We start from the raw sequence: 25,269 nt of genomic DNA, 5'->3' as shown, positions 1-25,269 counted from the left end.
GCATGGTATGCGCGGCTCGAATAGAATCCAAATTGTCGCCGAGTTACGGAACAACTTGCAGGGCGACAAACACAAGCGCATGGCGATTGTGCCCCCCGTCGATTCGTCGGCATCTGCTAAAGCGTTCGCCAGGGCTCCGCAGAGTTGGCAACGCGCCAAATCACTTCAAGGAGTTTGAACAAATGGCGAACGATTTTCTCTTCACTTCCGAATCCGTTTCCGAAGGCCACCCCGACAAGGTTGCCGACCAGATCTCGGATGCCATCCTGGACGCGATCTTCGAGCAGGACCCCCGCAGCCGCGTGGCCGCCGAAACCCTGACCAACACCGGCCTGGTGGTGCTCGCGGGTGAAATCACCACCAACGCGCACGTCGACTACATCCAGGTGGCGCGCGACACCATCAAGCGCATCGGCTACGACAACACCGACTACGGCATCGACTACAAGGGTTGCGCCGTGATGGTCTGCTACGACAAGCAGTCCAACGACATCGCCCAGGGCGTGGACCACGCGTCCGACGACCACCTGAACACCGGCGCCGGCGACCAGGGCCTGATGTTCGGCTACGCCTGCGACGAAACGCCCGAGCTGATGCCCGCGCCCATCTACTACGCGCACCGCCTCGTGGAGCGCCAGGCCCAGCTGCGCAAGGACGGCCGCCTGCCTTTCCTGCGCCCCGACGCCAAGAGCCAGGTCACGATGCGCTACGTGGACGGCAAGCCCCACAGCATCGACACCGTGGTGCTGTCCACGCAGCACCATCCTGACCAGAGCGAGACGCAAACCAAGATGAAGGCCTCGTTCAACGAAGCCATCATCGAAGAGATCATCAAGCCGGTGCTCCCGAAGGAATGGCTGAAGGACACGCGCTTCCTGATCAACCCGACCGGCCGTTTCGTCATCGGCGGCCCGCAAGGCGACTGCGGCCTCACCGGCCGCAAGATCATCGTGGACACCTACGGCGGCGCCTGCCCGCACGGCGGTGGCGCGTTCTCGGGCAAGGACCCGTCGAAGGTCGACCGCTCGGCCGCCTACGCCGCGCGCTACGTGGCCAAGAACATCGTGGCCGCCGGCATCGCACGCCAGTGCCAGATCCAGGTGGCCTACGCGATCGGCGTGGCCGAGCCGATGAACATCACGGTCTACACCGAAGGCACCGGCGTGATCTCCGACGAGAAGATCGCCGAACTCGTGCGCGAGCACTTCGACCTGCGTCCGAAGGGCATCATCCAGATGCTCGACCTGCTGCGCCCTATCTACCAGAAGACCGCCGCCTACGGCCACTTCGGCCGCGAAGAGCCCGAGTTCACCTGGGAAGCGACGACGCAGGCCCCTGCCCTGCGCGCAGCCGCCGGCCTGTAAGGCCTACGCCGCTTTTTCCGCCGGCCCGGCTGGCGGAAAAAGCACCGTGACCAGCAGCCCGCTCGCCTCGCGCGGGTTGGCTGCCAGGTTCACGTTCGCATCGAAGGCCCGCGCGATCTCGCGCACGATGGCCAGGCCCAGCCCCGTTCCCTCGGTGTCCTGGGCCACGCGGTAGAAGCGCTCGAACACACGTTCGCGCACCTCGGGCGCAATGCCCGGGCCGTTGTCTTCCACCGTCAGTTCCACCGCCCCGCCTTCCAGCTGCCGCACGCCGACGGTCACGCGACCGCCTTCCTGCGTGTAGCGCAGCGCGTTGTCGAGCAGGTTGCCGGTGAGCGCGTCGAGCAGCGCGGGCTGCGCCAGCACGACGGCGCACGGCGTTGCTTCCAACCCCAGGTCGATGCGGCGCCGGTCCGCCAGCGCGGCGAGCTGCTCGACGCAGCGCAGCGCCACGGCCGAAAGATCGACCCGTTCGAGCCGCGTGTGCGCGTCGCCGTGCTCGGCCTGCGCGAGCAGCAGCAGCTTGTTGGTCACGTCGACCAGCCGCCGGTTGCTGGTCTGCATGGCCACCCACATCGCGTCCATGTCGGCGCGGCGCGTATCCCACTCGCCGCGGTGCTGGCGCGTGTAGCGCGCGAACTCGATCTGCGAGGCCTGCATTGCAAGCGGCGTGCGCAACTGGTGCGCGGCGTCGGCTATGAAGCGCCGCTGCGCTTCGGAGTGCGCCTTCAGCTGTCCCACGAAGCGATTGATGGTGTCGGCCACGGGCCGCAACTCGCTGTGCAGCGCGGCCGGGTCCACCACGAGGTCGAGGTGCAGCGGATCGCGCTGCGCGAGCTGCTGGCTCAGCCGAACGATCGGGCGCAGCTCCAGCGTCAACGCCGCCACGGCGAGCGCAATGGCGAGCACCAGCGCGATCAGCAGGTATTCCATCGACGGCCACCACAGCGTGCGCAGCATGTGGTCGCGGCTGCCCTCGGTCTTGCCCACGGCGATGGTGATGTCGCGCGCACCGCCGGCCTCGTACATCGCGCGCGTGGTGACCACGGCACGCAGTGGCACACCGGCAAAGTGCGTGTCGTACCACTGCGCGCGGTCCACGCCCTCGGGCTTGCGCACGGCGGGCAACGGGAAGTCGGGCGAGCCCGCCAGCAACTCGCCGTTGGCGCCGGTCACGCCGAGGAACACGCGGTCGCGCTCGGGCGACACGAACAGGCTCAAGGCCGACGGTGGCACGCTGGCCTGCACGTCGTCGCCCTCCCAGATCAGGCGGTCCGACAGCACCTTGGCGGAAGAAAGCAGGTCGTGGTCCTGCACGTAGTCGGCCACCTCCGCGGCGTTGCGCCAGTTGAGGTAGCCGCAAATCGCCACGAACACCGACAGCGGCAGCAGCAGCCACAGCGCAAGGCGCAGGCGAAGGCTGGCACGCTTCATCCAGGCGCCTTCAGTCTTCCTGGCGCGTGCGCAGCAGATACCCCACGCCGCGCAGCGTGATGATCGTCGCCTGGCTCGTCTCGAGCTTCTTGCGCAGCCGGTGAATGTAGATGTCCACCGCATCCGCGCTCGGCTCGTCGTCGAGCCCGAAGATCGCATCGATCAGCGCCTGCTTGGACACCGTGCTGCCCGCCTTCAGCATCAGCGTCTCCAGCAGCGTGCGCTCGCGCGGGGGCAGCGCCAGCTCTTCGGCGGCCAGCGTGAACTGCCGCGTGCGCAGGTCGTAGCGCAGGTCGCCGCACGCGATGTCGTTGGCCTTGCCCGGCATCTGGCGGCGCACCAGCACCTTGATGCGCGCCACCAGCTCGCGGATTTCGAAGGGCTTCACGAGGTAGTCGTCGGCGCCGATCTCCAGGCACAGCACCTTCTGGTCGAGCGACGCCGTGGCCGTGAGGATGATCACCGGCACCTCGTCGCCGCGCTCGCGCAACCGGCGCAGCACGGCCTTGCCCGGCAGGCCCGGAATGTTGAGGTCGAGCAGCACCACGTCGTAGCTCGCTTGCGCCAGCAGCAGGTCGGCCGCCTCGCCGTCGGCCACATGGTCGACCACGAAGTCCTGCTCGCGCAGCAGGCTGGAAAGCCAGTGCGCGAGTTGCGGGTTGTCTTCGACGAGCAGCAGCTTCATGGCGGGGGCGGTGGTGGCCGTGGATTCTAGGAAGCATGACGCACCGCGTGCCGGCCTAGGGATAACCATGACGAATCGCGCGGGCCGCTGAAAGCTGGCCGAAGGATGCCGATTCCTAGACTGGACCTGTCGAACAACCCCTCTCGGAGACACAACCCGCCATGTCCGCCATTTTCGCCACCCGCCGCACCCTGGTCGCCGCAGCCCTGTGCACCGCCTTCGCCGCCACCGCCCCGCTCGCGCAGGCCGCCGACGCGCCCATCACCATCATGGTGGGCGGCATCAACAAGATCATCTACCTGCCGGCCAAGCTCACCGAGGCGCTGGGCTACTTCAAGGACGAGGGCCTGAACGTCGAGCTGCAGTCGCAGCCCGCGGGCGTCGATGCGGAGAACCAGCTGATCGCCGGCGCCGTGCAAGGCGTGGTGGGCTTCTACGACCACACCATCGACCTGCAGAGCAAGGGCAAGGAGATCCAGGCCATCGCCGTGTTCTGCAAGGTGCCGGGCGAGGTGGAAATGGTCTCGACCAAGGCCGCGGCTGCCGGCTTCAAGACCATGGCCGACGCCAAGGGCGGCAAGACGCTGGGCGTGACGGGCCTGGGCTCGTCCACCGACTTCCTCACGCGCTACCTGGCCGACCGCGCCGGCGTGGCTTCCAAGGACTACTCGCTGCTGCCCGTGGGCGCCGGCAACACCTTCATCGCCGCGATGAAGCAGGACCGCATCCAGGCCGGCATGACCACCGAGCCCACCGTGTCGCAGCTGCTCAAGACCGGCGACGCCAAGGTACTGGTCGACCTGCGCACCGAGCCCGACACGGTGAAGGCGCTCGGCGGCCTGTACCCCGCGGCCAGCCTGTACGTGCAGAACACCTGGGCCGAGTCGCACAAGGCCGAAGCCACCAAGCTGGCCCACGCCTTCGCGCGCACCATGGAATACATCCACACGCACAGCGCGGAAGACATCGCCGAGAAGGTGCCGCGCGACTACTACGGCAGCGACAAGGAGCTCTACGTGCAGGCGCTGAAGGCGTCGCTGCCGATGTTCACCACCGACGCCAAGATGCCCGCCGGCGGCCCCGAGACCGTGCTGAAGGTGCTCGCCACCTACAAGCCGCTGGTGAAGAGCAAGAACATCGACCTGTCCAAGACCTACAGCAACGCGTACCTGGCCAACGCGGCCGTGGCGGCGAAGTGACCATGCGCAACGGAACACCTCCCGGCAGCCAGAGCGCGGTCACCTCGGCGATCGACTTCCACGACGTCTCGCTGCGCTTCATCTCGCAGGACGGCAACGCCACCGTGGCGCTGCGCAACTTCAGCATGTCGGTGGCGCGCGGCGAGTTCGTCGCCATCGTCGGGCCCACGGGCTGCGGCAAGTCGACCACGCTGAACATGATCACCGGCCTGCTCAAGCCCACGGTGGGCGACGTGCGCGTGATGGGCCAGCCCGTGAACGGCGTGGATCCGCGCATCGGCTTCGTGTTCCAGGCCGACGCGGTGTTCCCGTGGCGCAGCGTGGAAGACAACGTGGCGGCTGGCCCGATCTTCCGCGGCAAGCCGAAGAAGGAAGCGATGGCGCTCGCGCAGGACTGGATCCACCGCGTGGGCCTGTCGAAGTTCGGCAAGCACTACCCGCACCAGCTCTCGGGCGGCATGCGCAAGCGCGTGGCGCTGGCGCAGACCTTCATCAACAACCCCGAGATCCTGCTGATGGACGAGCCCTTCTCCGCGCTCGACATGCAGACCCGCACGCTGATGCAGGACGAGCTGCTGCAGCTGTGGTCGGGCAACGGCGGCAGCGTGGTGTTCGTCACGCACGACCTCGAGGAAGCCATCGCCTTGGCCGACCGCGTGTTCGTGCTGTCGGCGCGCCCCGCCACGCTCAAGCGCGTGTACGAGATCGACCTGCCGCGCCCGCGCGTCATGTCGCAGGTGCGCTACGACAAGCAGTTCATCGAACTCTCGAAGCACATCTGGGACGACCTGCGCGAGGAAGTGGTCATCCAATGAACGCCGCACCCACGACAGGGACCACAACAGCGACAACAGCCACGAAGACCATGACGCCCTCCTCCACCACCCCCACGGCAGCCGTGCTGCCCTCTTCGCTGAGCGACGCCGCGCTGGCACGCGAATCCGAAGTCGCGCAGGCCGCCATCCGCGGCCGGCGCCGCATGATCATCGCGCTGCGGCTGGTGGTGCTGGTGGTCGCGCTCGGCGGCTGGGAAATCGCGGCGCGCCTGAAGTGGATCGACCCCTTCTTCTACTCGATGCCCTCGATGATCTACGACCAGCTCGTGGAGTGGATGCGCGACGGCACTTCGCAAGGCTCGCTGTGGATGCAGGTCGCGGTGACGCTCGAAGAGACGGTCATCGGCTTTCTGATCGGCTCGATCGCCGGCGTGCTGTGCGGCATCGTGCTGGGCCGCAACAAGCTGCTGTCGGACGTGTTCAGCCTCTACATCCAGATCGCCAACTCGATCCCGCGCGTGGTGCTCGGCTCGATCTTCGTGATCGCGCTGGGCCTGGGCATGGCCTCCAAGGTGGCGCTGGCGGTGGTGATGGTGTTCTTCGTGGTCTTCGGCAACGCCTTCCAGGGCGTGCGCGAAGCCGACAAGTACATGATCGCGAACGCGCAGATCCTCGGCGCTTCGCCGCGGCAGGTCACGATGGCGGTGGTCATTCCGTCGGCCATGTCGTGGATCCTGGCGAGCCTGCACGTGAGCTTCGGCTTCGCGCTGGTCGGTGCGGTGGTGGGCGAGTTCCTCGGCGCCAAGGAAGGCATCGGCCTGCTGATCTCGACGGCGCAAGGCGCGTTCAATGCCAGCGGCGTGTTCGCGGCGATGATCGTGTTGGCGGTGGTTGCGCTGGCAGCGGACTTCCTGCTGAGTTCGCTCGAGAAGCGGCTGCTGAAGTGGCGGCCTGCGGCGTTCTGAGCGCGGCACGACACGATGAGAAACGGCGGGCATTGCCCGCCGTTTTCTTTGATTCGGGCGTGCCCGGATCCTGCCTCAGAACCGATACGCGCCGCTCATTCCCACCGTCCAGTTGCGCCCCTGCGCAGGTTCGTAGTAACGGCCGTTGCCTTCGTTGACGATCACCGAGCCCACATAGCGCCGATCGAACAGGTTGTCGACACGCGCGAAGGCGTTGAACTCCCAGCGCTCCCACTTCTTCAGATAGCCGGCATACACCGCCGCGACCGCATAGCCCGAAGCCACGGCGGTGTTCACGTCGTTGGCCTGGATGCGCCCCAGCGCGCGCATCTCCACACCCGCACGCCAGCCCTCGGGCGGCACCCACCCCAGTGAGGCGAACAGCGACTGCCGCGCGATGCCCGGAATGCGGTTGCCCGCCGCCACCGTGTTCGTGCTGTTGCACGGCGACGGCGAACAGAAGGCATCGCGGTAGGTCGCGTCGAGCCACGTGTAGGCCAGCTGCGTGCGCCAGTGGTTGGCGCTCTCGTGCTGCCAGCCCAGCTCGAAGCCATTGCGCTTCGTGCGCCCGGCGTTCTGGAAGGTCGCGCGCCCGCCGACGTTGGTGTCCGTCACGATCTCGTCGCGCGTGCGGGTCTGGAACAGCGCCGCCGTCAGCAGGCCGCCCGCCAGCCGGGCCTTGGCGCCGACCTCGACGCTGTCGTTCACCGACGGGCGCAATGCGAAGTTGAGGCCGCTGGCGCCGTTCGCGCGGTACGAGAGCTCGTTGAGCGTCGGCGTCTCGAAGCCGCGGCCGATGGAGCCGTACAGCGCCAGGTCGGGCGTGGCCTGGTAGCGCAACGAGGCCACGGGCAGTGTCTTGCTGTAGCGCGCGCTGCCGCTGTCGTCGCGGTTCGTGCCCACGATGTAGCGGTCCTGCGAGTTGAAGTGCACGCTGCTGCGGCGCACGCCGGCTTCCAGCGTCCAGCGCTCGGTGAAGCGCCAGGTGGCCTGGGCATAGGGGTCGAGGTTCCAGACCTCGTTGAGTTCGTTGCGCCGCAGCCGGCCCTGCACGCCCAGCACCGGCGCCGAGACGGGGCCCAGGTAATTCTCGTAGCCGCGGCGTTTCTCGCGCAGGCTGTCGTAGCCCAGGCCCGCCACCACGTCGAAGGGCCGGCCGGCCAGGGTCAGCGCGGCGTTCCAGCGGATGTCGATGCCGCCGTACTGCCGCGACAGGTCGATCACCCCGCCCGCATGCAAAGGGTTCTGCTGCGCCGACGGCGGAATCGACTGGTACTGCGTGGTCTTGCGCTCGCCACCGTAGACCATCAGCCGCAAGCCCTGCCCGGCGTCGATGCGCCGCTCGTAGAGCAGGCCGGCCTGCGTCTGCTCTACCGTCTTGCGCGTGTTGTATTGCGTGGCCAGCGGCGCGTTGCGCGGCGCCAGTGTGTACTGGTCGGCCGTGAGGCCCAGCGGGTCCTGTGCGTCGATGCGCACGCTGTTCATCACCAGCGTGAGCTTGTCGCCGTTGTCCAGCGCAATGCCGAGCTTGCCGTTGGCGATGTCGCGCCGCGCGGCGCTGTGCTCGCGCCAGCCGTCGGTGTGGAAGCGGCTCGCGTCCAGCAGGTAGTCGACCGCGCCCTGCGCGCCGCTGAGCTGCAGCGACTGCCGCCAGGTGCCGAAGCTGCCGCCCGCGAGCGAATACGACAGCCGGGGCCGCCCTTCGCCCGACGCGGTGAAAGCCTGCAGCACGCCGCCCGAGGAGTTGCCGTACAGCGCGGAAAAAGGCCCGCGCAGGATCTCGACACGGTCCACCGAGCCGATGTCGATGTTCGAGGTCTGGCCCTGCCCGTCGGGCAAGGTGGCCGGAATGCCGTCGACATACAGCCGCACGCCGCGCACGCCGAAGGTCGAGCGCGCGCCGAAGCCGCGCACGGACAGTTGCAGGTCCTGCGCGTAGTTCAAGCGGTTCTGCACCTGCAGCCCCGGCACGGCGCCAAGGCTTTCGGAGAGATTGACCTGCAGGCGGCTGTCGCGCATCTCGCTGCCGTCGACGCGGTCGACCGAGCCGGGCACGTTGAAGGGCGTGACGTCGCCGCGCGGCGTGGAGACGGTGATTTCCCGCAGGCGCGGGCTGCCTTCGGCAGGCTCGGCCGGAGACGCTGGTTCAGCCTGTTGGACCTCCTGGGCTTGCACGACAGGCGGTGCGCCCAGCACCAGCAGGCAGGCGGAACCGACGAGGGCGACCGAAGCAGCGGGAGCGAGGTTCATCGCGCCGATTCTGCGTCGGCGCGATGCCGTTCGTGTCGCGATGGCGCGACGCTCAGGGAAAACTAGCGGGCGGGTGCCTTGCGCCAGCCGAACCAGGCGCAGACCGCGACCGGGATGCCCAGCGTGATCCACGCCAGGATGTCGCCCAGCCCGCCGTCGCTGAAGAGCGCGGAGATCAGCCCGAAGGTCGTCAGCAGGCCCAGCGCGATCGGCCAGCCCCACATGCGCCAGAAGCCTTGGTGCTCCTTCATGCCTGCACCTTCATGGCCGGTGCCGGCTCGGGTTGCGAGGGGCCCGGGAGCTGCGGCGCTTCATGCGCCGCGGGCTTGGCCTTGCTGGCCACGGGCACGGTGTTTCCCCGCTTGAGCCACAGGTACAGGCCGCTGCCCAGCACGATGATGGTGGCGACGTCGAGCAGCGCCCAGATGATCTGCATCGGCATGCCGCCGTAGTCGCCGAAGTGCAGCGGCTGCGACACCAGCAGCGCCGTGAGGTACCAGGGCAGCTTGGGCGAGGCCGACACCTGCGCCGTCTTGGCGTCGACCAGCACCGGCTGGAAGAGCTTCGAGGTGAAGGGCTCGCTGCCGCGCACGAAGAAGGTGGTGTGGTGCGGGCTGGAGAACGAGGTGCCGGGGAACGCGATGAACGACAGCTTCATGCCGGGCGCGTGCTGCAGCGCGGCGTCCATCGAGCGCTGCACCGAGGCGCGCTCGTTCACGGCCACCACCGGCTCGTTCTTGTAGGGCGTGAGCAGCGCGCTGAGCTGGTCGTACTGCCAGTACTTGATGAGCAGGTCGGCCCAGGTGTTGATCATGCCGGTCGACCCCACCACGAACAGCCACACCAGCGTGACGACGCCCAGCAGGTTGTGCAGGTCGAGCCACTTCAGGCGCGGGCGCTTCTCGCGGCGCACCGTGCCGAAGTCGAGCTTGCGCATGAACGGCGAATACAGCACCACGCCGGAGACGATGGCCACCAGCAGCAGCAGGCCCATGAAGCCGAGGAACAGCTTGCCCGGCAGGCCCGCGAACAGGTCGACGTGCAGCTTGAACATCACGTACATGAAGCCCTCGTCGAACTTGGGCTGCGCGAGGATGGTGCCCGTGCGCGCATCGACCGCGATCGACTTGAAGTCGTCCGTGGGCGCCGGCGTGGGCGTGAGCGTGACGAACCACAGGCCGTCGTCGTCCTCGGGCTGCGAGACGAACTGCACCACGCGCTCGGGGTGCTGCGCCTTCGCGATGTCGAGCACGCGGTCCAAGCTGATGCGCGGCGTGCCGGCCGGCATCTTCGGCGCCTCGACCTCGGTGCCCAGCAGGTGGCCGATCTCGTGGTGGAAGATGAGCGGCAGGCCCGTCAGGCACAGCAGCAGCATGAACACCGTGCACACGAGGCTGCTCCACTTGTGCACCCAGGCCCAGGTCTTGATTTTTCGGCTGTTCATGTCGTCGTGGTGGCTTCGGTCGTAGACCTTATTTTAGAAACGGTAGGTGGCGCTCGCCACCACGCTGCGGCGTGCGCCGTACCAGCAGTCGCCGCGCGAGAGGCAGGTGCTGAAGTAGGTCTTGTCGGTCGCGTTGTTGATGTTCAGGGCGTAGCGCCACTTGGCCGACTCGTACGCCAGCATCAGGTCCACCAGCGTCACGGAAGGCACGCGCGGACCCGCGCTGGTGCCGTCGACGTCCGTGAAGCCGCTCATGTAGCGCACGCCGGCACCGGCCGAGAAGCCCGGCACGCCGGCGATGGAGAAGCGGTACTTGCCCCACATCGACACCTGGTTGCGCGGCTGCTCGGTGAGCTTGCGATCGACGTCGATGTTGGTGTAGTTGGCGATCAGGTCGACATCGCGCGCCAGCGTGGTCTTGAGCTCGAGCTCGACGCCCTTGTTCTTGGTGGCATCGACCTGGCGGCCGTAGTTCGGGTTGGTGCTGTCGGAGACGATGCGGTTCTTTTCCTTGAGCGAGAACACCGAGGCGGTGAAGCTCGTCGCCGAGCCCGCGGGCTGGTACTTGACGCCGGCTTCGACCTGCTCGCCGCGCAACGGCTTGAACAGGTTGCCCTCGGCGTTGGTTCCTGCCTGCGGGGTGAAGGATTCGGTGTAGCTCAGGTACGGCGACCAGCCCGACGGCAGCGTGTACATCACGCCCAGGCGGCGCGAGGTGGCACTGGTGGTCTCCGAATCGCTGCCCGCCGTGCCGGAGGTGCTGCGGTCGTAGCGCAGGCCGGCCACGAAGATCCAGTTGTCCAGCTTCATCTGGTCCTGCACGTAGACGCCGGCGTTGCGCTGGGTGGTGCGGGGCCGGTTGGTGAACTCGGTCACCGGCACGTAGCCGATGCCGTAGACCGGCGCATAGGCGTCGATGGCGCTGTAGGCGGAGCCGTCGATCTTGTCCTGGCGCTGGCGCGAATACTCGGCGCCCATCAGCAGCGTGTGGCGCACCGCGCCGGTGTCGAAGTGGCCCTCGACGTGGTTATCCACGCCGGTCATGCGGGTCCAGGCCAGCGACTTGGAGTTGATGCGGCCGATCAGGCGCTGGCCGACCGGGTCCAGGCCCCAGCCGCCGGGCAGCGAGAAGAAGTCGGCGTAGTGGTAGTGCGAGTCGTTGTACGTGCGCGACGTGCGGAAGTTCTGGCGGAAGGTCCAGTCGTCGTTGAAGCGGTGCTCGAACTGCCAGCCGAAGGTCTTGCGCTCGGTGTCGTAGCCGTCGCCCGGTTCGCCGATGAAGCGGCTGGACGGCAGCCGGCCGTTGACGTTCGCCAGGATGGTGCCCTGCCAGGGCAGGAACTGCGCGGTGCTGCCGGTCTTGTCCTTCTGCCACAGGCCCTGCAGCGTCAGCGAGGTCGCGGCATTGGGGCGCCAGGAAAGCGACGGCATGATGAGCGAGCGGTCGTCGGGCACGTAGTCGACCTGCGTGTCGGACTTGCGCTGCAACGCCACCAGCCGGTACGACCACGCGCCGTCGGCCGTCAGCGGGCCGGTGAGGTCGGCCTGCACCTGCTTGCGGCCGAACGAGCCGATCTGCACGCCCACTTCGCGGTACGCCTGCTGCTGCGGGCGCTTGCTGACCATGTTGACCACGCCGCCCGCCGTGCCCGCGCCGAACAGCATGCCGGCCGGCCCCCGCAGCACTTCCAGGCGCTCCAGCGTGTAGGGGTCGGGGCGCGCGGTGGCGGTGTAGTAGCCCGAGGAATAGGTCTGCAGTCCGTCGAGGTACACGGACGCGTCACTGCCGCGCACCGAGAAGCCGTCGGAGCGGGAGTCGACACCGTAGGCGTCGGAGCGCACGCCGGCGGCGTAGCTGAGCGCGTCCTGCAGGCTGGTGGCGCCCTGGTCGACCATCTGGTCGCGCGTGACCACCGTCACCGATTGCGGCGTCTCGGCCAAGGGCGTGTCGGTCTTGGTGGCGGTGACCGCGTTCTTCGCGCGGTAGCCAATGACGGCGGAGGTGGCCGTCTCGGCCTCGGCATTGGCGTCCACCCGCACTTCAGGCAACGAGCCGGTGTTCGCCGACTGGGCCAGCACCTGGTGCTGCGCGTAGATTGCCAGGCATCCGACCAGCACCGAAGCGGCCTTGCGCCGCGCCACAAACTTCTTCATAGGAAAACCGACCTCAAACACAATTAAGAACTATTCTCATTGTATTGGGTGGAAGTTAACGATTCACGCAAATTCCAACCTGCGTGAAGGGCGTTGCGTTGTGAAATTACGTCTCTTTTCCAAGGCGAAGCAGCTACGATGCCGCCCGCACGCCCCGTGCGCTGGCCGCCTCCATGTTCAAGCTCATTGCCCTTTTGTTTCCCGCGCTGCGTGGCCCGGCGCTGCGCCTGATGACCCTGGCGGCCGCCTTCGCGCTGACCGCCTGCGCCGGACTTCCGCCGCGCGCGCCCGAAGCGCCGACGCTCGCCATCGCGGCCTCCCAGTCCACCGAACTCGGCCGCGCGGCCACGAGCCTGAACTCGCCGCCCGACGGGCTGTCGAGCATGCGGCCGCTGATCGAGGCGTCGTTCGCGCTCGACGCGCGGCTCGAGCTCATGCGGCGCGCCAGGTCGTCGCTCGACATCCAGACCTACCAGCTCGGCAACGACAAGACCGGGCGCCTGCTGCTGCGCGAAATGCGCAATGCCGCGCGCCGGGGCGTGCGCGTGCGGCTGCTGCTCGACGACTTCTACACGGCCGGCATGGACCGCCTGCTGCTCGGCCTGGCCTCGGAGCCGAATGCCGAGGTGCGGCTGTTCAACCCCTTCGTGAACATGCGCGACCACTCGTCGGGGCGCTGGCTGGAGTTCTTCACCGACTTCCGCCGGCTCAACCACCGCATGCACAACAAGCTGTTCGTGGCCGACGGCGCGATGATGATCGCGGGCGGCCGCAACCTGGCCGACGAGTACTTCCTGCGCGCCGAGAACGCGAACTTCATCGACTTCGAGCTGCTGCTGGCCGGCCCCGTGGTGCCCGAGGCCGCCAACGTCTTCGACACCTACTGGAACAGCGACGTGGTCTACCCGCTCAAGCGGGTGGCCGGCACGAGCCGCACGCCCGCCGAGCTGAAGGCCGACTTCGAAGAAGCGACCTCCCCCGCCCACGCGCCTGCGCCCGACCCGCTGCCCATCACCGACATGCTGGGCGACCTGCCGCTGGGCGCGCAGCTGGCCAACGTGGCCGAGCTGAAATGGATGCGCGCCGAGGCGAACGCCACGGCCGACAGCCCCAACAAGGCGCTCGGCGTCATGGCCACGCCCACCGAATCGCTGGCGCACCGCTTCCACGAGATGCTGGCCACCGCGCGCTCGAACGTGGTGGTGATCTCGCCCTACTTCATTCCGGGCGACGAGGGCATGGAGCGCATCCGCATGGGGCGCGAGCACGGCGTGAACATCACCGTGATCACCAACTCGCTGGCCGACAGCGACGAGCCGCTGGTCAACATCAACTACAACCGCTACCGCGTGGACATGCTCAAGCTGGGCGTGAACCTGTACGAGGTGAGCACCCAGCAGCTGCGGCGCAGCGGCCAGTTCCGCGACCTGCTGAAGAAGGCGCGCGGCCGGCTGCACGCCAAGCTGGCGCTGGTCGACCGGCAATGGGTGCTGCTCGGCTCCATGAACCTCGACCCGCGCTCGGCCCTGCTGAACACCGAGTTCGGCGTGCGCGTGCGCAGCTTCGACCTGACGCAGGCGCTGCTCTTCGCCTACCAGCTCGACGACATCGAAGGCGTGTACCGCGTGACCCTCAAGCCCGACGGCCAGAACGTGGAATGGGTCGGCACCGGCGACGTCACCAACGAGGTGCTCGACAGCGAGCCCGACTCGAGCATGCTGACGCGCCTGCAACTGCTGCTGTTCTCCTGGTTCGTGCCGACCGACCAGCTTTGACTCTGTTCACGGTGTCGCGCTACGGGCAGGCAGACGCCTCCCACAGCAGCTTGATGCCGAGCAGCAGCGTGAAGACCAGGAACGCGGTCTTCATGCGCTTCGGGTCCGCCACGCGCGCCACCCACGCGCCGAGCAGGCCGCCCGCCGCGCACCCGATGAACAGCGGAACGCCCAGGCGAAAGTCGACGGCGCCGCTGGAGACGAAGGTGAGCACCGACGCCCCGACCGCCAGCAGGTTGATGCGGGTCATGGCGCTCGCGCTTTCGCGGAACGTGAGGCCGTAGCAGCGCATCAGCGCAAGGATCAGGAAGGTGCCGAAGCCGGCACCGAAGAAGCCCGAGTACACGCACAGCCCGAAGATCACCGCCACGCCCACCGGCGTCGGCGGCAAGCGGGCATTCGCATTTCGCGGGCGCTGCGAGAAGTCGGTGCGGTGCGGTGCGTGATCCAGAGAATCACGATCATCGACAGCGCGACCGCGACCTTGAGCACCCGGTCGGCCACGCCGACCACCAGCAGCGAGCCCGAGACCGAACCCACCACCGCGAGCGGCCACGTCACCCAGGGCAGCCTGACGGGCTTGGCGGCACCGGTACGGGTACCGGTACCGACTGCGCGGTGCGCCAGCGCTCCGGTCACGAAGGAGCCGAGCAGCGCGAACTTGACGGTGGCGATGCTCTGCGCGCCCGAATGCCCCAAGAGCAGCAGCAGCGGCACGCCCGCCGTGGCCCCGCCCCCGATCGTCACCGCCACCGTGCCGATGAACAGGCCCAGCCCGGGCAGGACCAGCGTGCTCAGCATGGCCTGCTCGCGCCGATCAGCCGGTTGGCCGTGCGGTGACCCAGCGCGCGGAGCAGCGTCGCGCTTCGCACGGCCACGCCATGGCGCGCCTGCTGGAAGTACTTGTTCTGCGGCGTCTCGTCGACGTCGGCATCGAGCTCGTCGGTGCGCGGCAGGCAATGCATGACGATGAGCCCTGCCGAGGCGCGCGAAAGCAGCCCACGATGCAACCGGCACTTCTGCAATTGGCGCGCATAGGCGGCCGGATCGGTGAATTTCTCCTGCTGCACGCGCACCACGTACACCATGTCGACATGGCCGATCATTTCCTTCATCGACGGATATTCGAGCGGCGCCACGCCGTTCAATTCGCCCAGCGCCGGCGGAAATGCGCTGCCCTCGTCGGCGTCGTGCGGCGCATCGACCACATGCAGCCGGACATTGCTGAACTTGCGCAAGCCCGCAATCAGCGATTTGGCGGCGCGCGAATACCGGATGCCGCCCGCAATGCCGATGTGCAGGTTGTCGATGCCGCCGAAATGCTCGCGCAGCGTGTAAAGGTCGATCAAGGTCTGCGTGGGGTGCTGCGTGCGGCCCTCGCCCGCGTTGATCAGCGGCACGCGGATCGTGTCCTTGATCCGCTGCATGACACGGTCGTCCGCGTGGCGAGCCACCACGGCGTCGCAATAGAAGCCGGCCATGCGCGTGGTGTCGAGCAGGCTCTCGCCCAGTTCCAGCCGGGTGTTGCGCGCGTCCGGAACGCTCAGCACCTGCGCGCCCAGGCGGTGGGCCGCCGCCTCGAAGCTCCAGCGGGTGCGCGTGCTGGGCTCGAAGAAAAGCATGCACACCACCTTGCCGGCCAGCGCCCGGCGAAAGTCGTCGGGCGAGCGCCGTATGTGGTCGATGCTCGAAAAAATATGTTCGATGTCGCCCCGAGAAAGATCCTCGATGGAAATAAGGTCCGGCATGCGATGCTCCCTCTTTGATTTCATTTGAAAACACTCAAGGGGTTTCGCCGTTCAATTGCCAACTTGAATTGACATTTGTTTCGCAATTCAGTCGATTGCGTTTCGCTCTTTTCCCCTCCCCTGCACCATTCTTGTATTCCCACATGCATAAAAGAAGCCGGGCATCGTTATGCACTCCATAAAAAACAATTTGGCTTCGTCCATTAATTTCGAGCAATTGCGCACTTTTGCACTTGTTCTTGAAGCAGGCAGCTTTTCCGCCGCGGCCGAGCGCCTCGGATTGACCCAACCCGCGGTCAGCGTGCAGGTCAAGCAGCTCGAAAGACGCCTCGGCGTCCGGCTGATCGAGCGGGTCGGGCGCCGCATCGGCCCCACGCCGGCCGGCGCGGACCTGATGGCCGAGCTGCCGCACGTGACGGCGGCGCTGTCCAACGCGATCAACGCCGCCACCTTCCATTCGGCGGGCGTGGCGGGCCGCGTGCGGCTGGGCACGGGCGGCACCAGCTGCCTGTACCTGTTGCCGCCGGTGCTGCGCGACCTGCGCGCGCGCTATCCGCTGCTCAACATCATCGTGAGCACCGGCAACACCGAGAGCTACGTGCGGCGCGTGGAAGACAACTCGGTCGATGCCGCTCTGGTCACGCTGCCGGTGTCGTCGCGCGCGCTGGCGGTCACGCCGATCCTGCGGGACGACTTCGTCGCCATCTGCCAGCGCGGCAGCACCCGGTGGCCGGACACGGTCACCGCGCGCGAGCTGGACGCGCTGCCGCTCGTGAAGTTCGTTTCCGAAGCCAGCGCGCGGGGCATCGTCGACGACTGGCTGCGGCGCGGCGGCCGCACGTCGCCGCCGGTCATGGAGTTCGACAGCGTCGAAGCCATCAAGGCGATGGTGGCGGCCGGGCTGGGCGTGGCGATCCTGCCGAAGATGGCGGTCACGGGCCGGGGGCACCATGCCGAGCTCGACTTGCGCCCGCTGCACCCGCCGCTGCACCGCACGCTGGCGCTGATCACCCGCAACGACAAGCCGGTGACCAAGGGGCTGCGGCAGGTGATCGATGCGGTAGTGGCAGCCGGCCACGCAGCGGAGGCGGCGGGGGCTGCAGAGGCTGCGGAAGCCTCGAACGCCGCGTGCTGCGCGGCTACCGCGCGTCCAGCACCCTGAGCGTTTCCGCCAGCACCTGCGTGCCGGTGGCCACCTGTGCCTGGCTGGCCCATTCTTCCGGACAGTGGCTGCGCCCGTCGAGGCAGGGGATGAAGATCATCCCCATCGGCCCCGCGGCCGCCACATGCATGGCGTCATGGCCCGCGCCGCTGGGCAGCGCCCGGTGCCGCAGCGCGAGGCCGTCGGCGGCCCGGGCCACGGCCCGCATGACCTCGTCGGAACACTTCACGGGCGGCGTCTGCGTGAGCGGCGCCATGCCGCAGGCGACGCGCAGCCGCTGGAAGTCGTCGCGGCACAGCGCCAGCAGGCGCTCCGGAAAATCGTCGAGCACCGACTGCGCATTGCTGCGCACCTCGAGCACCATGTCGACCCGGCCGGGCACGGCGTTGGGCACGTTGGGGCTCATCGCAATGCGCCCGATGGTCGCCACCACGTAGTGCGGCCGGCCGTCCATGGCGCCGGCCTCGCGGTGCGCGGCGTCGATCAGGCGGGCCGCGCCCACCAGCGCGTCGCGGCGGATGTCCATCGGCGTGGTGCCGGCGTGGTCGGGCTGGCCGGTCACGGTGAGCGCCACGCGGCGGATGCCCACGATGTCGGTGACCACGCCGATCGGCAGCCCTTCGCGTTCCAGCACCGGGCCCTGCTCGATGTGCAGTTCGACGAATGCAGCCACGCCACCGCGACCGCCGGTCACGCGGGCGGCCTCGGCCAGCGCGTCGGGACGCGCGCCGATGCGCTGCATGCCCTGCGCGAGGCTCTCGCCGTGTTCATTGCACGACGCCAGCATGGCCTCGTCGAGCGTGCCGGCGAAGGCGCGGCTGCCCACGCAGGAAATGCCGTAGTCGCTGGGCTCCTCGCAGAGAAAGTCGATCACCTCGAGCGGGTGGCGCAGCGCAACGCCGCTTTCGTGCAGCGATTGCGCCACCTCGAGCCCGGCGAGCACGCCCAGGATGCCGTCGAAGCGCCCGCCGCCCACCACCGTGTCGCAATGCGAGCCCGTGACCAGCGGCGCCAGGCCGGGCTGCGTGCCTTCGCGGCGGCCAATCAGGTTGCCGGCGGCGTCGATGCGGACGGCGAGGCCGGCCTGCTCGAACTCGCCGCGCAGCCAGTGCCTGGCGCGGTCGAATTCATCGGAAAAGGCCCGGCGCGTCCAGGGAACGTCGGGGCGGGTGAAGGAAGACAGGGTTTCGAGGCGTTGCCAGAGGCGGTCCGCCCGGATGGAAAGGGGTGTGCGCATCCCCGTATCTTGGTGCGTGCCGCGCCGCCGGTGAAGCGGGGGCACGTGATGCGAGCCATAAAAGGTTCTTGGGGGATGCGCTGTCCTCGCCGGGCACGCGGTACTGCAGCAGCATGTGATCGGCTTCGAACAGCGCCGTCACCTGGTGGCCGGCCGACTCGAAGCCGGCCAGGCGCTCGCCCGCATGGACGACACCGGCGGGCAGCGCGTTGCGCATCGCGGCGTAGAGCATGTTCCACGAGGTCTGGGTCTGCGGCATGTACGTGCGGTGGAGCAACCTGGTCGTCGGCGCCCAGGTAGATGCGGCCCCCGAGCGCACGCCCAGCGCGTCACCGTGCGGGATGCCGGCGAAACGAAAGGCCGCGAGCACGTCGGGCTGCAGCACGATGCCGCCACCGCGGCTGTCGAGCGCACCGGGCGAGCGCTCGAACAGGGCGACATCCCAGCCGGCGGCCAGCAGCGTGGTCGCGGCAAACAGGCCGCTGAGCGAGCCGCCGGCGATCACGGCACGGGGGCGGGAAGGTGAACGGGCGCTGGTCATGGCGTGTCCTGGACGAGGGGGCGGGGCGGCATGCGGGCTCCTGGTGGGCCAGCCGGAAGCGGCCAGGCAAGAGGCCTACTTTTGCGGGCCGGGGTTTCGGGTGCATGTCGCGCGGCGAGGGCTTTCTTACAAATGCAAGAGTCGCGCCGCGTCCCGGCCGCAAGGCCTCGCCCTTGAAACGTCATCGATTGCCCTTATCATTAGCACTCGCTGCTGATGAGTGCTAACAGCCCTCGCTGCCAGTCGAATGGGTGTCCGACCCCGGTCCGGTGCCCGACCACAAACCCGTTTCTTATCCATATCCAGGAGATGCAATGAAACTTCGTCCTTTGGCCGATCGCGTGATCGTCAAGCGTGTTGACAGCGAAACCAAGACCGCCTCCGGCATCGTCATCCCCGACGCAGCCGCTGAAAAGCCCGATCAAGGCGAAGTCCTGGCCGTTGGCCCGGGCAAGCGCACCGACAAGGGCGAACTGACCGCACTGACCGTCAAGGTCGGCGACCGCGTCCTGTTCGGCAAGTACAGCGGCCAGACCGTCAAGGTCGATGGCGACGAACTGCTGGTGATGAAGGAAGACGACCTGTTCGCAGTCGTCGAGAAGTAAGCCTTCTCCTCCTTTCGACCTCATTCAATCAAATCCATTCGGAGTTAATTCATCATGGCAGCAAAAGACGTAGTCTTCGGCGGAGAAGCCCGCGCACGCATGGTCGAGGGTGTGAACATCCTGGCCAACGCAGTCAAGGTCACCCTGGGCCCCAAGGGTCGCAACGTGGTGCTGGAGCGCTCGTTCGGCGCCCCCACCGTGACCAAGGACGGTGTGTCCGTGGCCAAGGAAATCGAACTCAAGGACAAGCTGCAGAACATGGGCGCCCAGCTCGTGAAGGAAGTGGCCTCCAAGACCAGCGACAACGCTGGTGACGGCACCACGACCGCCACGGTCCTGGCACAAGCCATCGTTCGCGAAGGTTTCAAGCTGGTGGCTGCCGGCATGAACCCGATGGACCTGAAGCGCGGCATCGACAAGGCTGTCACGGCCCTGGTCGCCGAGCTGAAGAAGGCTTCCAAGCCCACCACCACCTCCAAGGAAATCGCGCAAGTCGGCTCCATCTCGGCCAACAGCGACGAAACCATCGGCAAGCTCATCGCTGACGCGATGGACAAGGTCGGCAAGGAAGGCGTGATCACCGTGGAAGACGGCAAGTCGCTGGACAGCGAACTCGACGTCGTCGAAGGCATGCAGTTCGACCGCGGCTACCTGTCGCCCTACTTCATCAACAACCCCGAGAAGCAATCGGCGCTGTTGGACAACCCCTTCGTGCTGCTGTTCGACAAGAAGATCAGCAACATCCGTGACCTGCTGCCGGTGCTGGAGCAAGTCGCCAAGGCTGGCCGTCCGCTGCTGATCATTGCCGAAGAAGTCGAAGGCGAAGCCCTGGCTACGCTGGTCGTGAACACGATCCGCGGCATCCTGAAGGTCGTGGCTGTCAAGGCTCCTGGCTTCGGCGACCGCCGCAAGGCCATGCTGGAAGACATCGCCATCCTGACGGGCGGCAAGGTCATCGCTGAAGAAGTGGGCCTGACGCTCGAAAAGGTGACGCTGGCCGACCTGGGTCAAGCCAAGCGCATCGAAGTGGGCAAGGAAAACACGATCATCATCGACGGCGCCGGCGCCGCTGGCGACATCGAAGCCCGCGTGAAGCAAGTGCGCGTGCAGATCGAAGAAGCCACGAGCGACTACGACCGTGAAAAGCTGCAAGAGCGCGTGGCCAAGCTGGCCGGCGGCGTGGCAGTGATCAAGGTCGGCGCTGCCACCGAAGTCGAAATGAAGGAAAAGAAGGCTCGCGTCGAAGACGCCCTGCACGCCACCCGCGCTGCAGTGGAAGAAGGCGTTGTGGCTGGCGGCGGCGTGGCTCTGCTGCGTGCCAAGCAAGCTGTGGGCGACTCGGTCAAGGGCGACAACGCCGACCAGGAAGCCGGCATCAAGCTGGTGCTGAAGGCCATCGAAGCGCCCCTGCGCGAAATCGTGAACAACGCCGGCGGCGAAGCCTCGGTGGTGGTGAACGCTGTGTTGGCCGGTTCGGGCAACTACGGCTTCAACGCTGCGAACGACACGTACGGCGACATGCTCGAACTGGGCATCCTGGACCCGACGAAGGTCACGCGCACCGCACTGCAGAACGCCGCTTCGGTGTCCTCGCTGCTGCTGACGACCGAAGCCATGGTTGCTGACGCACCCAAGGACGAGTCCGGCGCCGGCGGCGGCATGCCCGACATGGGTGGCATGGGCGGCATGGGCGGCATGGGCATGTAATGCCCGGCTGAGCTCTGCTCACCAACAAAAAGGGCCGCGAAAGCGGCCCTTTTTTATTGCGCGTCGTGTTTACTGAAACTGGTCGCGCAACGCCGCGTAAAGCGCCTGGAATCGCGCATGGCGCGCCGCATGCACCGCGGCACCATCACCCGACGGCACCAGTTGCTGCTTCACCGGCGGCAGCGTGCAGACCCGCGCAACATCGCCGCCATCGGCCAGCCAGGCCAGCCGCGCGGCGCCCAGTGCCCCGCCCGTCTCGCTGCCCGCATAGAGCGTCAGCGTCACGCCGAAGATGTCGGCCAGCAGCTGCCCCCACCACACGCTGCGCGCACCGCCGCCCACCAGCGCCATTTCGCGCAGCGGCATGTCGGCGGGCAGGCGCAAGGTGTCGGAGCCGTCGCGCAAGCCGAAGCTCACACCCTCGACCACCGCATAGGCGATCTCCGCCGGCCCGTGCGCGTGCGTCAGGCCGAACAGCACGCCCTGCGCATTGGGGTTGTTGTGCGGCGAACGTTCGCCCGACAGGTACGGCAGGAACAGCGGGCAGTGCGCCCGTTGCACCACCGAGGCCGAGGCCGCGGCTTCGAGCAAGGCCGCTTCATCGGCGAACTTGAAGGTCTTGGCCGCCCAGCTCACCGCGCTCGCGGCCGAGAGCATCACCGACATCTGGTGCCAGCGCCTGGGCAGCGCATGGCAGAACGCGTGCATCGCCTGCGCGGGGTTCGGCAGGAAGCGGTCGGTCGACACGAACACCACGCCCGACGTGCCCAGCGACACGAAGCCCTGCCCCGGCTCGACCAGCCCCATGCCGACCGCGCTGGCGGCGTTGTCGCCGGCACCGCCCGCAATCAGCACGTCGTTGCCCAGGCCCCAGCGCACGGCCAGCTCGGGCTTCAGCTGTGCGGAGACTTCGCTGCCCTCGACCAGGCGCGGCATGTGCGCGCGCGTGAGGCCCGTGGCCGCCAGCAACTCGTCGGACCAGTCGCGCGCGCCCACGTCGAGCCACAGCGTGCCCGCCGCGTCCGACATCTCGCTGACCGCCTCGCCGCTGAGCATGAAGCGCAGCCAGTCTTTGGGCAGCAGCACGCGCGCCACGCGGTGAAAAATCTCAGGCTCGTGCTCGCGCACCCACATAAGCTTGGGCGCGGTGAAGCCGGGCATCGCGAGGTTGCCCGCGATCTCGCCGAGCCGCGGCACGGCGCGCGTGAGCGCCTCGCACTGCGCGCCGCTGCGGCCGTCGTTCCAGAGGATCGCCGGGCGCAGCACCTCGCCCTCCGCGTCGAGCAGCGTGGCGCCGTGCATCTGGCCCGACAGGCCGATGGCACGCACGGCCGCCAGCTCTTCAGGGTGCGACTTGCCCAGCGCCCGCATCACTTCTTCGAGCGCGCTCCACCATTGCGCGGGCGCCTGTTCCGACCACAGCGGATGCGGTCGTTCGACGGTGAGGTGCGCGCGGGCTACGCCCACGATGCGATGGTCGTCCGCGAGCAGCAGCGCCTTGAGCTCGGACGTGCCGAGGTCGAGTCCAAGATACAAGATGAGCCCCTGAAAAGATCTAGGAAGGAATGCCGCTGCCGAAGCGCGTGTCGGCCTGTCTACGGAATTCACTCGGCGTCATGCCCTTGATTTCAAGAAAGCGCCGGTTGAAATTGGCCACGTTGTTGAAGCCCACCTGGTAGCAGATGTCGGTCACGTAGTGGTCGGTCTGCATCAGCAGGTGGCAGGCGCTGTTGATGCGCACGCGGTTCACGAAGTCGGTGAAGCTGTTGCCGGTGGAGCGCCGGAAGAAGCGGCTGAAGCGGCTCTCGCTCATGCCCAGTTCGGCCGCCACGTCCGACATCGAAATCGGCTCGGCCATGTTGTTGGTGATGCGGTTGACGATGCCGTTGATCTGGTCGACCTGCGCGTCGCCGTCCGCCCCCTGCGCGCCCTGCATCTGCACGCTCGACAGCAGCCGGTAGTCGGTGCATTCGGCCAGGTCGGCCAGGAACTCGCAGAACATGCCCAGGCGCCGCACGCCGCGCGCCGCCTTGATGTGGTCCCAATGCGCCTGCGCCTTCTGCGACATGCCGAAGAACTCGATGCCGTGGCGCGCGCGCTCCAGCAGCTGCATCACCTCGCGCAGTTCCGGAATCTCGGCGGCCGCGCGTTCGATGGGTTCATGGCGGAACTGGATCACGCGGTCGCGCCCCGCGGCGCCGCCTTCGGGCACGTCGAGCGAGATCCAGTTGTGCGGCAGCCGCGGTCCGCACAGCACCAGGTGGCCGGGCTGGAACGGCCCGATCCAGTCGCCGATGAAGGCCTTGCCCGAGGTCTCGGTGATCAGGTGCAGCTCGTAGTCTTCATGGAAGTGCCAGCGCACCAGCGGGCTCGGGAAGCCGTGCGCCAGGCAGCGCACCAGGCCGGTTTCCTCGGGCGCCTCGTAGCCCAGCGAGGGCGAGCGCGCAAAGTCGCGCTCCAGTTCGGGTTGGCGCTGGCGGGGAATCGAACGCTTGCGTGTGGACGTCGTCATGGCAGCAACGGTTCAGGCCGCACGGTTCAGGGCCGCGTGGCCTCAGCGCTATTCTGTTCCTCCGCGAGCGCGGCGTGAACCGCGGCCAGCGTCGGCGGATCGGCACCCTCGCGGGTGCAGTTGAGCGCGGCGGCGGTGGCGGCAAAGCCCATCACCTCGCGCCAGGCTTCGTCGCTCAGCTCGCCGAGCTGTGCCGGTTGCTCGACGCCATGCGCGAGCAGCGAAACCGACAGGCCGGCCGTGAAGGTGTCGCCCGCGCCGATGGTGTCGACCACCTGCACGCGCGGCGCGGCCACGGTCAGCGGCGCATGGCCCGCGCGCCACAGCGTGGCGCCGTCGCCGCCGCGCGTGACGATCACCGCGCGCGCACCGGCCTTCAGGCACTCGGCGGCCAGCGCATCGACCGGCTGGCCGGGCGCGAGCAGTTCCGCGTCCTCGTCGCTGAGCTTCACCAGGTCGGCCAGCGCGAACCAGCCCGAGACACGCGCGCGGTAGGCGGCCATGTCGCTGATCAGGCTGGGCCGCACGTTGGGGTCGAACACGATCACGCGCTGCCCCTTGTTCGCGGTGACCAGGTCGGCGATGCGCGTGGCGGCCGGGTCCTGCAGCAGCGAGATGGAGCCGAAGTGCAAGAAGCGGCACGCCGCCGGCAGCTGCGGCAGCGGCTCGGGCGCCCAGGTGGCATCGGCGCTGCCGCGCGTGTAGAAGGCGTAGCGGTTGGTCTGCGGCGTGCGCTCGACGAAGGCCAACGTCGACGGTGCGTTGCTGCGCAGGATGAAGCTGGTGTCCACGCCGTTGTGCTGCAGGAAGCCCATCAGCCGTTCGCCGAACAGGTCGCTCGACAGCTGCGTGAGAAAGCCCGTGGGCTGTCCGAGCCGGGCGCAGGCCACGGCCGTGTTGAGCGGCGAGCCGCCCTCGTGGCCGAGGAACGCCAGGGTGCCCGCCTCGCTGGCGGTGAAATCGATCAGGGCTTCGCCCGTGAGTGCTATGCGCATGGTGTCTGGATTCTGGTTCAGGGCAAGGCGCGCGCATCGGCCAGGAAGCCGCTTTCGGCGGCCAGCGTGGCGGGATGGTCGAGCAGTTCGGCAAACAGGCGCGGCGGGATGGTGATGGCGCCCACGCCGAGCCCCAGCAACGAAAGATACGCCTCGCGCGAGCGGATGCTGGCCACCAACAGGCGCGTGTTCGACGAAGGACGGCGGGCCACCAGCGACTGCATCTGCGCGATCAGCGCGAGGCCGTCGACGCCCGAATCTTCGAGCCGCCCGAGGTAAGGCGCCGCATAGGCCGCGCCCAGCTGCGCCGCGAAGTGCGCCTGCTCGGGCGCGTACACGGCCGTCCAGGTGACGGGCACGCCCTGCGCGATGAGCTGCGCGCCGGCATCGAGGCCCTGGCGCGTGGCGGGAATCTTGACGACCAGTTGGCCGCGGTCGAAGGGCGCCATCAGCGCCCGCGCGTCTTCGAGCATGCCGTCGACCTCGCTGGAATACACCTGCGCCTGCACCTGGCGCGCGCCCAGTTCGATGCAGCGCGCGAGCAGGCCCGGCACATCCGCGCGGCCCACGCCCGCGCGCCGCAGCAGCGTCGGGTTGGTCGTCACGCCATGCACCACGGGATGCGGCAGGCAGGCCTGCAGCTCGGCCAGGTCGGCGCTGTCGAGGTACAGGTGGAAATCGTCGTTCATCGCTCTGGAAACTCGCAACAGGAAAGG

23 protein-coding genes are annotated in these 25,269 nt (G+C 67.9%); 8 read left to right on the top strand and 15 right to left on the bottom strand.

What is annotated here, in order from left to right:
- Positions 1–182 precede the first annotated feature (182 nt).
- Entirely contained in the window at positions 183–1,364 is a 1,182-nt protein-coding gene (gene metK, locus BM004_RS02470; protein WP_093125470.1) for a methionine adenosyltransferase, read from the top strand.
- Between the two features lie 3 nt (positions 1,365–1,367).
- Here the strand turns inward: metK and BM004_RS02465 are convergent, their stop codons facing one another.
- Both BM004_RS02465 and BM004_RS02460 read right to left on the bottom strand, forming a co-directional pair.
- The gene (locus tag BM004_RS02465; RefSeq protein ID WP_093211073.1) at positions 1,368–2,798 is read right to left on the bottom strand and encodes a sensor histidine kinase; all 1,431 of its coding nucleotides are present in this window, start codon (positions 2,796–2,798) and stop codon (positions 1,368–1,370) included.
- Between the two features lie 10 nt (positions 2,799–2,808).
- On the bottom strand, positions 2,809–3,483 hold the full coding sequence (locus BM004_RS02460) for a response regulator transcription factor (protein WP_093211071.1): 675 nt from the start codon (positions 3,481–3,483) through the stop codon (positions 2,809–2,811).
- 161 nt (positions 3,484–3,644) lie between these two features.
- On the opposite strand from BM004_RS02460, the gene BM004_RS02455 reads away from it, so the two are divergent.
- The 3 genes from BM004_RS02455 to BM004_RS02445 are packed head-to-tail and all read left to right on the top strand — an operon-like array spanning position 3,645 to position 6,423.
- On the top strand, positions 3,645–4,682 hold the full coding sequence (locus tag BM004_RS02455; RefSeq protein ID WP_093125478.1) for an ABC transporter substrate-binding protein: 1,038 nt from the start codon (positions 3,645–3,647) through the stop codon (positions 4,680–4,682).
- Between the two features lie 2 nt (positions 4,683–4,684).
- Positions 4,685–5,497, top strand: a complete 813-nt coding sequence (locus BM004_RS02450) for an ABC transporter ATP-binding protein (protein WP_093211973.1) — start codon at positions 4,685–4,687, stop codon at positions 5,495–5,497.
- A 50-nt stretch (positions 5,498–5,547) separates the two neighbouring features.
- Positions 5,548–6,423 carry an ABC transporter permease gene (locus tag BM004_RS02445; RefSeq protein ID WP_093125483.1) on the top strand — a complete coding sequence of 292 codons (876 nt, stop codon included), beginning with the start codon at positions 5,548–5,550 and terminating at the stop codon, positions 6,421–6,423.
- Positions 6,424–6,498: 75 nt separating this feature from the next.
- Here BM004_RS02445 and BM004_RS02440 read toward each other — a convergent pair whose 3' ends face one another.
- The 4 genes from BM004_RS02440 to BM004_RS02425 all read right to left on the bottom strand — a co-directional run bounded on the left by BM004_RS02440 (position 6,499) and on the right by BM004_RS02425 (position 12,271).
- Complete coding sequence (locus tag BM004_RS02440; protein WP_093125487.1) at positions 6,499–8,673, bottom strand: TonB-dependent receptor; 2,175 nt, start codon at positions 8,671–8,673, stop codon at positions 6,499–6,501.
- A gap of 62 nt (positions 8,674–8,735) precedes the next feature.
- The gene (locus BM004_RS02435) at positions 8,736–8,924 is read right to left on the bottom strand and encodes a hypothetical protein (RefSeq protein WP_093125489.1); all 189 of its coding nucleotides are present in this window, start codon (positions 8,922–8,924) and stop codon (positions 8,736–8,738) included.
- Complete coding sequence (locus BM004_RS02430; RefSeq protein ID WP_093211069.1) at positions 8,921–10,117, bottom strand: PepSY-associated TM helix domain-containing protein; 1,197 nt, start codon at positions 10,115–10,117, stop codon at positions 8,921–8,923. The genes BM004_RS02435 and BM004_RS02430 overlap by 4 nt, the downstream gene beginning before the upstream one ends.
- 33 nt (positions 10,118–10,150) lie before the next feature.
- Positions 10,151–12,271, bottom strand: coding sequence for a TonB-dependent siderophore receptor (locus BM004_RS02425; RefSeq protein WP_093211067.1), 2,121 nt, complete (start codon positions 12,269–12,271; stop codon positions 10,151–10,153).
- A gap of 173 nt (positions 12,272–12,444) precedes the next feature.
- Between BM004_RS02425 and BM004_RS02420 the strand changes: the two genes are divergently transcribed.
- Positions 12,445–14,046: a phospholipase D family protein gene (locus tag BM004_RS02420; protein WP_093125497.1), complete on the top strand. Its 1,602-nt coding sequence runs from the start codon at positions 12,445–12,447 to the stop codon at positions 14,044–14,046.
- Between the two features lie 19 nt (positions 14,047–14,065).
- Here the strand turns inward: BM004_RS02420 and BM004_RS41890 are convergent, their stop codons facing one another.
- Genes BM004_RS41890 through pyrB form a run of 3 tightly spaced genes read right to left on the bottom strand, consistent with a single transcriptional unit; the run spans position 14,066 to position 15,794 of the window.
- A complete protein-coding gene (locus tag BM004_RS41890; protein ID WP_256219759.1) occupies positions 14,066–14,437 on the bottom strand; it encodes a sulfite exporter TauE/SafE family protein in 372 nt (123 codons plus the stop codon).
- Complete coding sequence (locus BM004_RS41885; protein ID WP_256219758.1) at positions 14,407–14,847, bottom strand: TSUP family transporter; 441 nt, start codon at positions 14,845–14,847, stop codon at positions 14,407–14,409. The genes BM004_RS41890 and BM004_RS41885 overlap by 31 nt, the downstream gene beginning before the upstream one ends.
- Positions 14,841–15,794, bottom strand: a complete 954-nt coding sequence (gene pyrB, locus BM004_RS02410) for an aspartate carbamoyltransferase (RefSeq protein WP_177206325.1) — start codon at positions 15,792–15,794, stop codon at positions 14,841–14,843. Before pyrB ends, BM004_RS41885 begins: the two co-directional genes overlap by 7 nt.
- A 169-nt stretch (positions 15,795–15,963) precedes the next feature.
- Here pyrB and BM004_RS02405 point away from each other — a divergent pair, with 169 nt between their 5' ends.
- On the top strand, positions 15,964–16,956 hold the full coding sequence (locus BM004_RS02405) for a LysR family transcriptional regulator (RefSeq protein ID WP_177206323.1): 993 nt from the start codon (positions 15,964–15,966) through the stop codon (positions 16,954–16,956).
- Here the strand turns inward: BM004_RS02405 and BM004_RS02400 are convergent.
- Both BM004_RS02400 and BM004_RS02395 read right to left on the bottom strand, forming a co-directional pair.
- On the bottom strand, positions 16,934–18,193 hold the full coding sequence (locus BM004_RS02400; protein WP_093211061.1) for a Zn-dependent hydrolase: 1,260 nt from the start codon (positions 18,191–18,193) through the stop codon (positions 16,934–16,936). The two genes, BM004_RS02405 and BM004_RS02400, sit on opposite strands and share 23 nt — an antisense overlap.
- Positions 18,084–18,734, bottom strand: a complete 651-nt coding sequence (locus BM004_RS02395) for a Rossmann-fold NAD(P)-binding domain-containing protein (protein ID WP_143072397.1) — start codon at positions 18,732–18,734, stop codon at positions 18,084–18,086. Before BM004_RS02395 ends, BM004_RS02400 begins: the two co-directional genes overlap by 110 nt.
- A 314-nt stretch (positions 18,735–19,048) precedes the next feature.
- Between BM004_RS02395 and groES the strand changes: the two genes are divergently transcribed.
- Both groES and groL read left to right on the top strand, forming a co-directional pair.
- Positions 19,049–19,339 carry a co-chaperone GroES gene (gene groES, locus BM004_RS02390; RefSeq protein WP_093125512.1) on the top strand — a complete coding sequence of 97 codons (291 nt, stop codon included), beginning with the start codon at positions 19,049–19,051 and terminating at the stop codon, positions 19,337–19,339.
- A 54-nt stretch (positions 19,340–19,393) separates the two neighbouring features.
- Positions 19,394–21,046 (top strand): chaperonin GroEL, encoded by a 1,653-nt coding sequence (groL, locus tag BM004_RS02385; RefSeq protein WP_093125515.1) that lies wholly within the window; start codon positions 19,394–19,396, stop codon positions 21,044–21,046.
- A gap of 69 nt (positions 21,047–21,115) precedes the next feature.
- Here groL and xylB read toward each other — a convergent pair whose 3' ends face one another.
- From xylB to BM004_RS02365, 4 genes are read right to left on the bottom strand one after another with little or no spacing between them, the layout of a single operon-like run.
- Positions 21,116–22,582 carry a xylulokinase gene (gene xylB / locus BM004_RS02380; protein ID WP_093211057.1) on the bottom strand — a complete coding sequence of 489 codons (1,467 nt, stop codon included), beginning with the start codon at positions 22,580–22,582 and terminating at the stop codon, positions 21,116–21,118.
- Positions 22,583–22,601: 19 nt separating this feature from the next.
- Positions 22,602–23,558, bottom strand: a complete 957-nt coding sequence (locus BM004_RS02375) for an AraC family transcriptional regulator (protein ID WP_093125522.1) — start codon at positions 23,556–23,558, stop codon at positions 22,602–22,604.
- 26 nt (positions 23,559–23,584) lie between these two features.
- A complete protein-coding gene (locus tag BM004_RS02370; RefSeq protein ID WP_093211055.1) occupies positions 23,585–24,553 on the bottom strand; it encodes a carbohydrate kinase family protein in 969 nt (322 codons plus the stop codon).
- Between the two features lie 17 nt (positions 24,554–24,570).
- On the bottom strand, positions 24,571–25,242 hold the full coding sequence (locus BM004_RS02365; RefSeq protein WP_093211053.1) for a transaldolase family protein: 672 nt from the start codon (positions 25,240–25,242) through the stop codon (positions 24,571–24,573).
- Between the last annotated feature and the right edge of the window lie 27 nt (positions 25,243–25,269).

Source organism: Variovorax sp. OK212, assembly GCF_900112425.1.
In the GTDB taxonomy this organism is placed as follows: Bacteria; Pseudomonadota; Gammaproteobacteria; order Burkholderiales; family Burkholderiaceae_C; genus Variovorax.
This window is presented reverse-complemented; position numbering and strand designations above follow the sequence as displayed.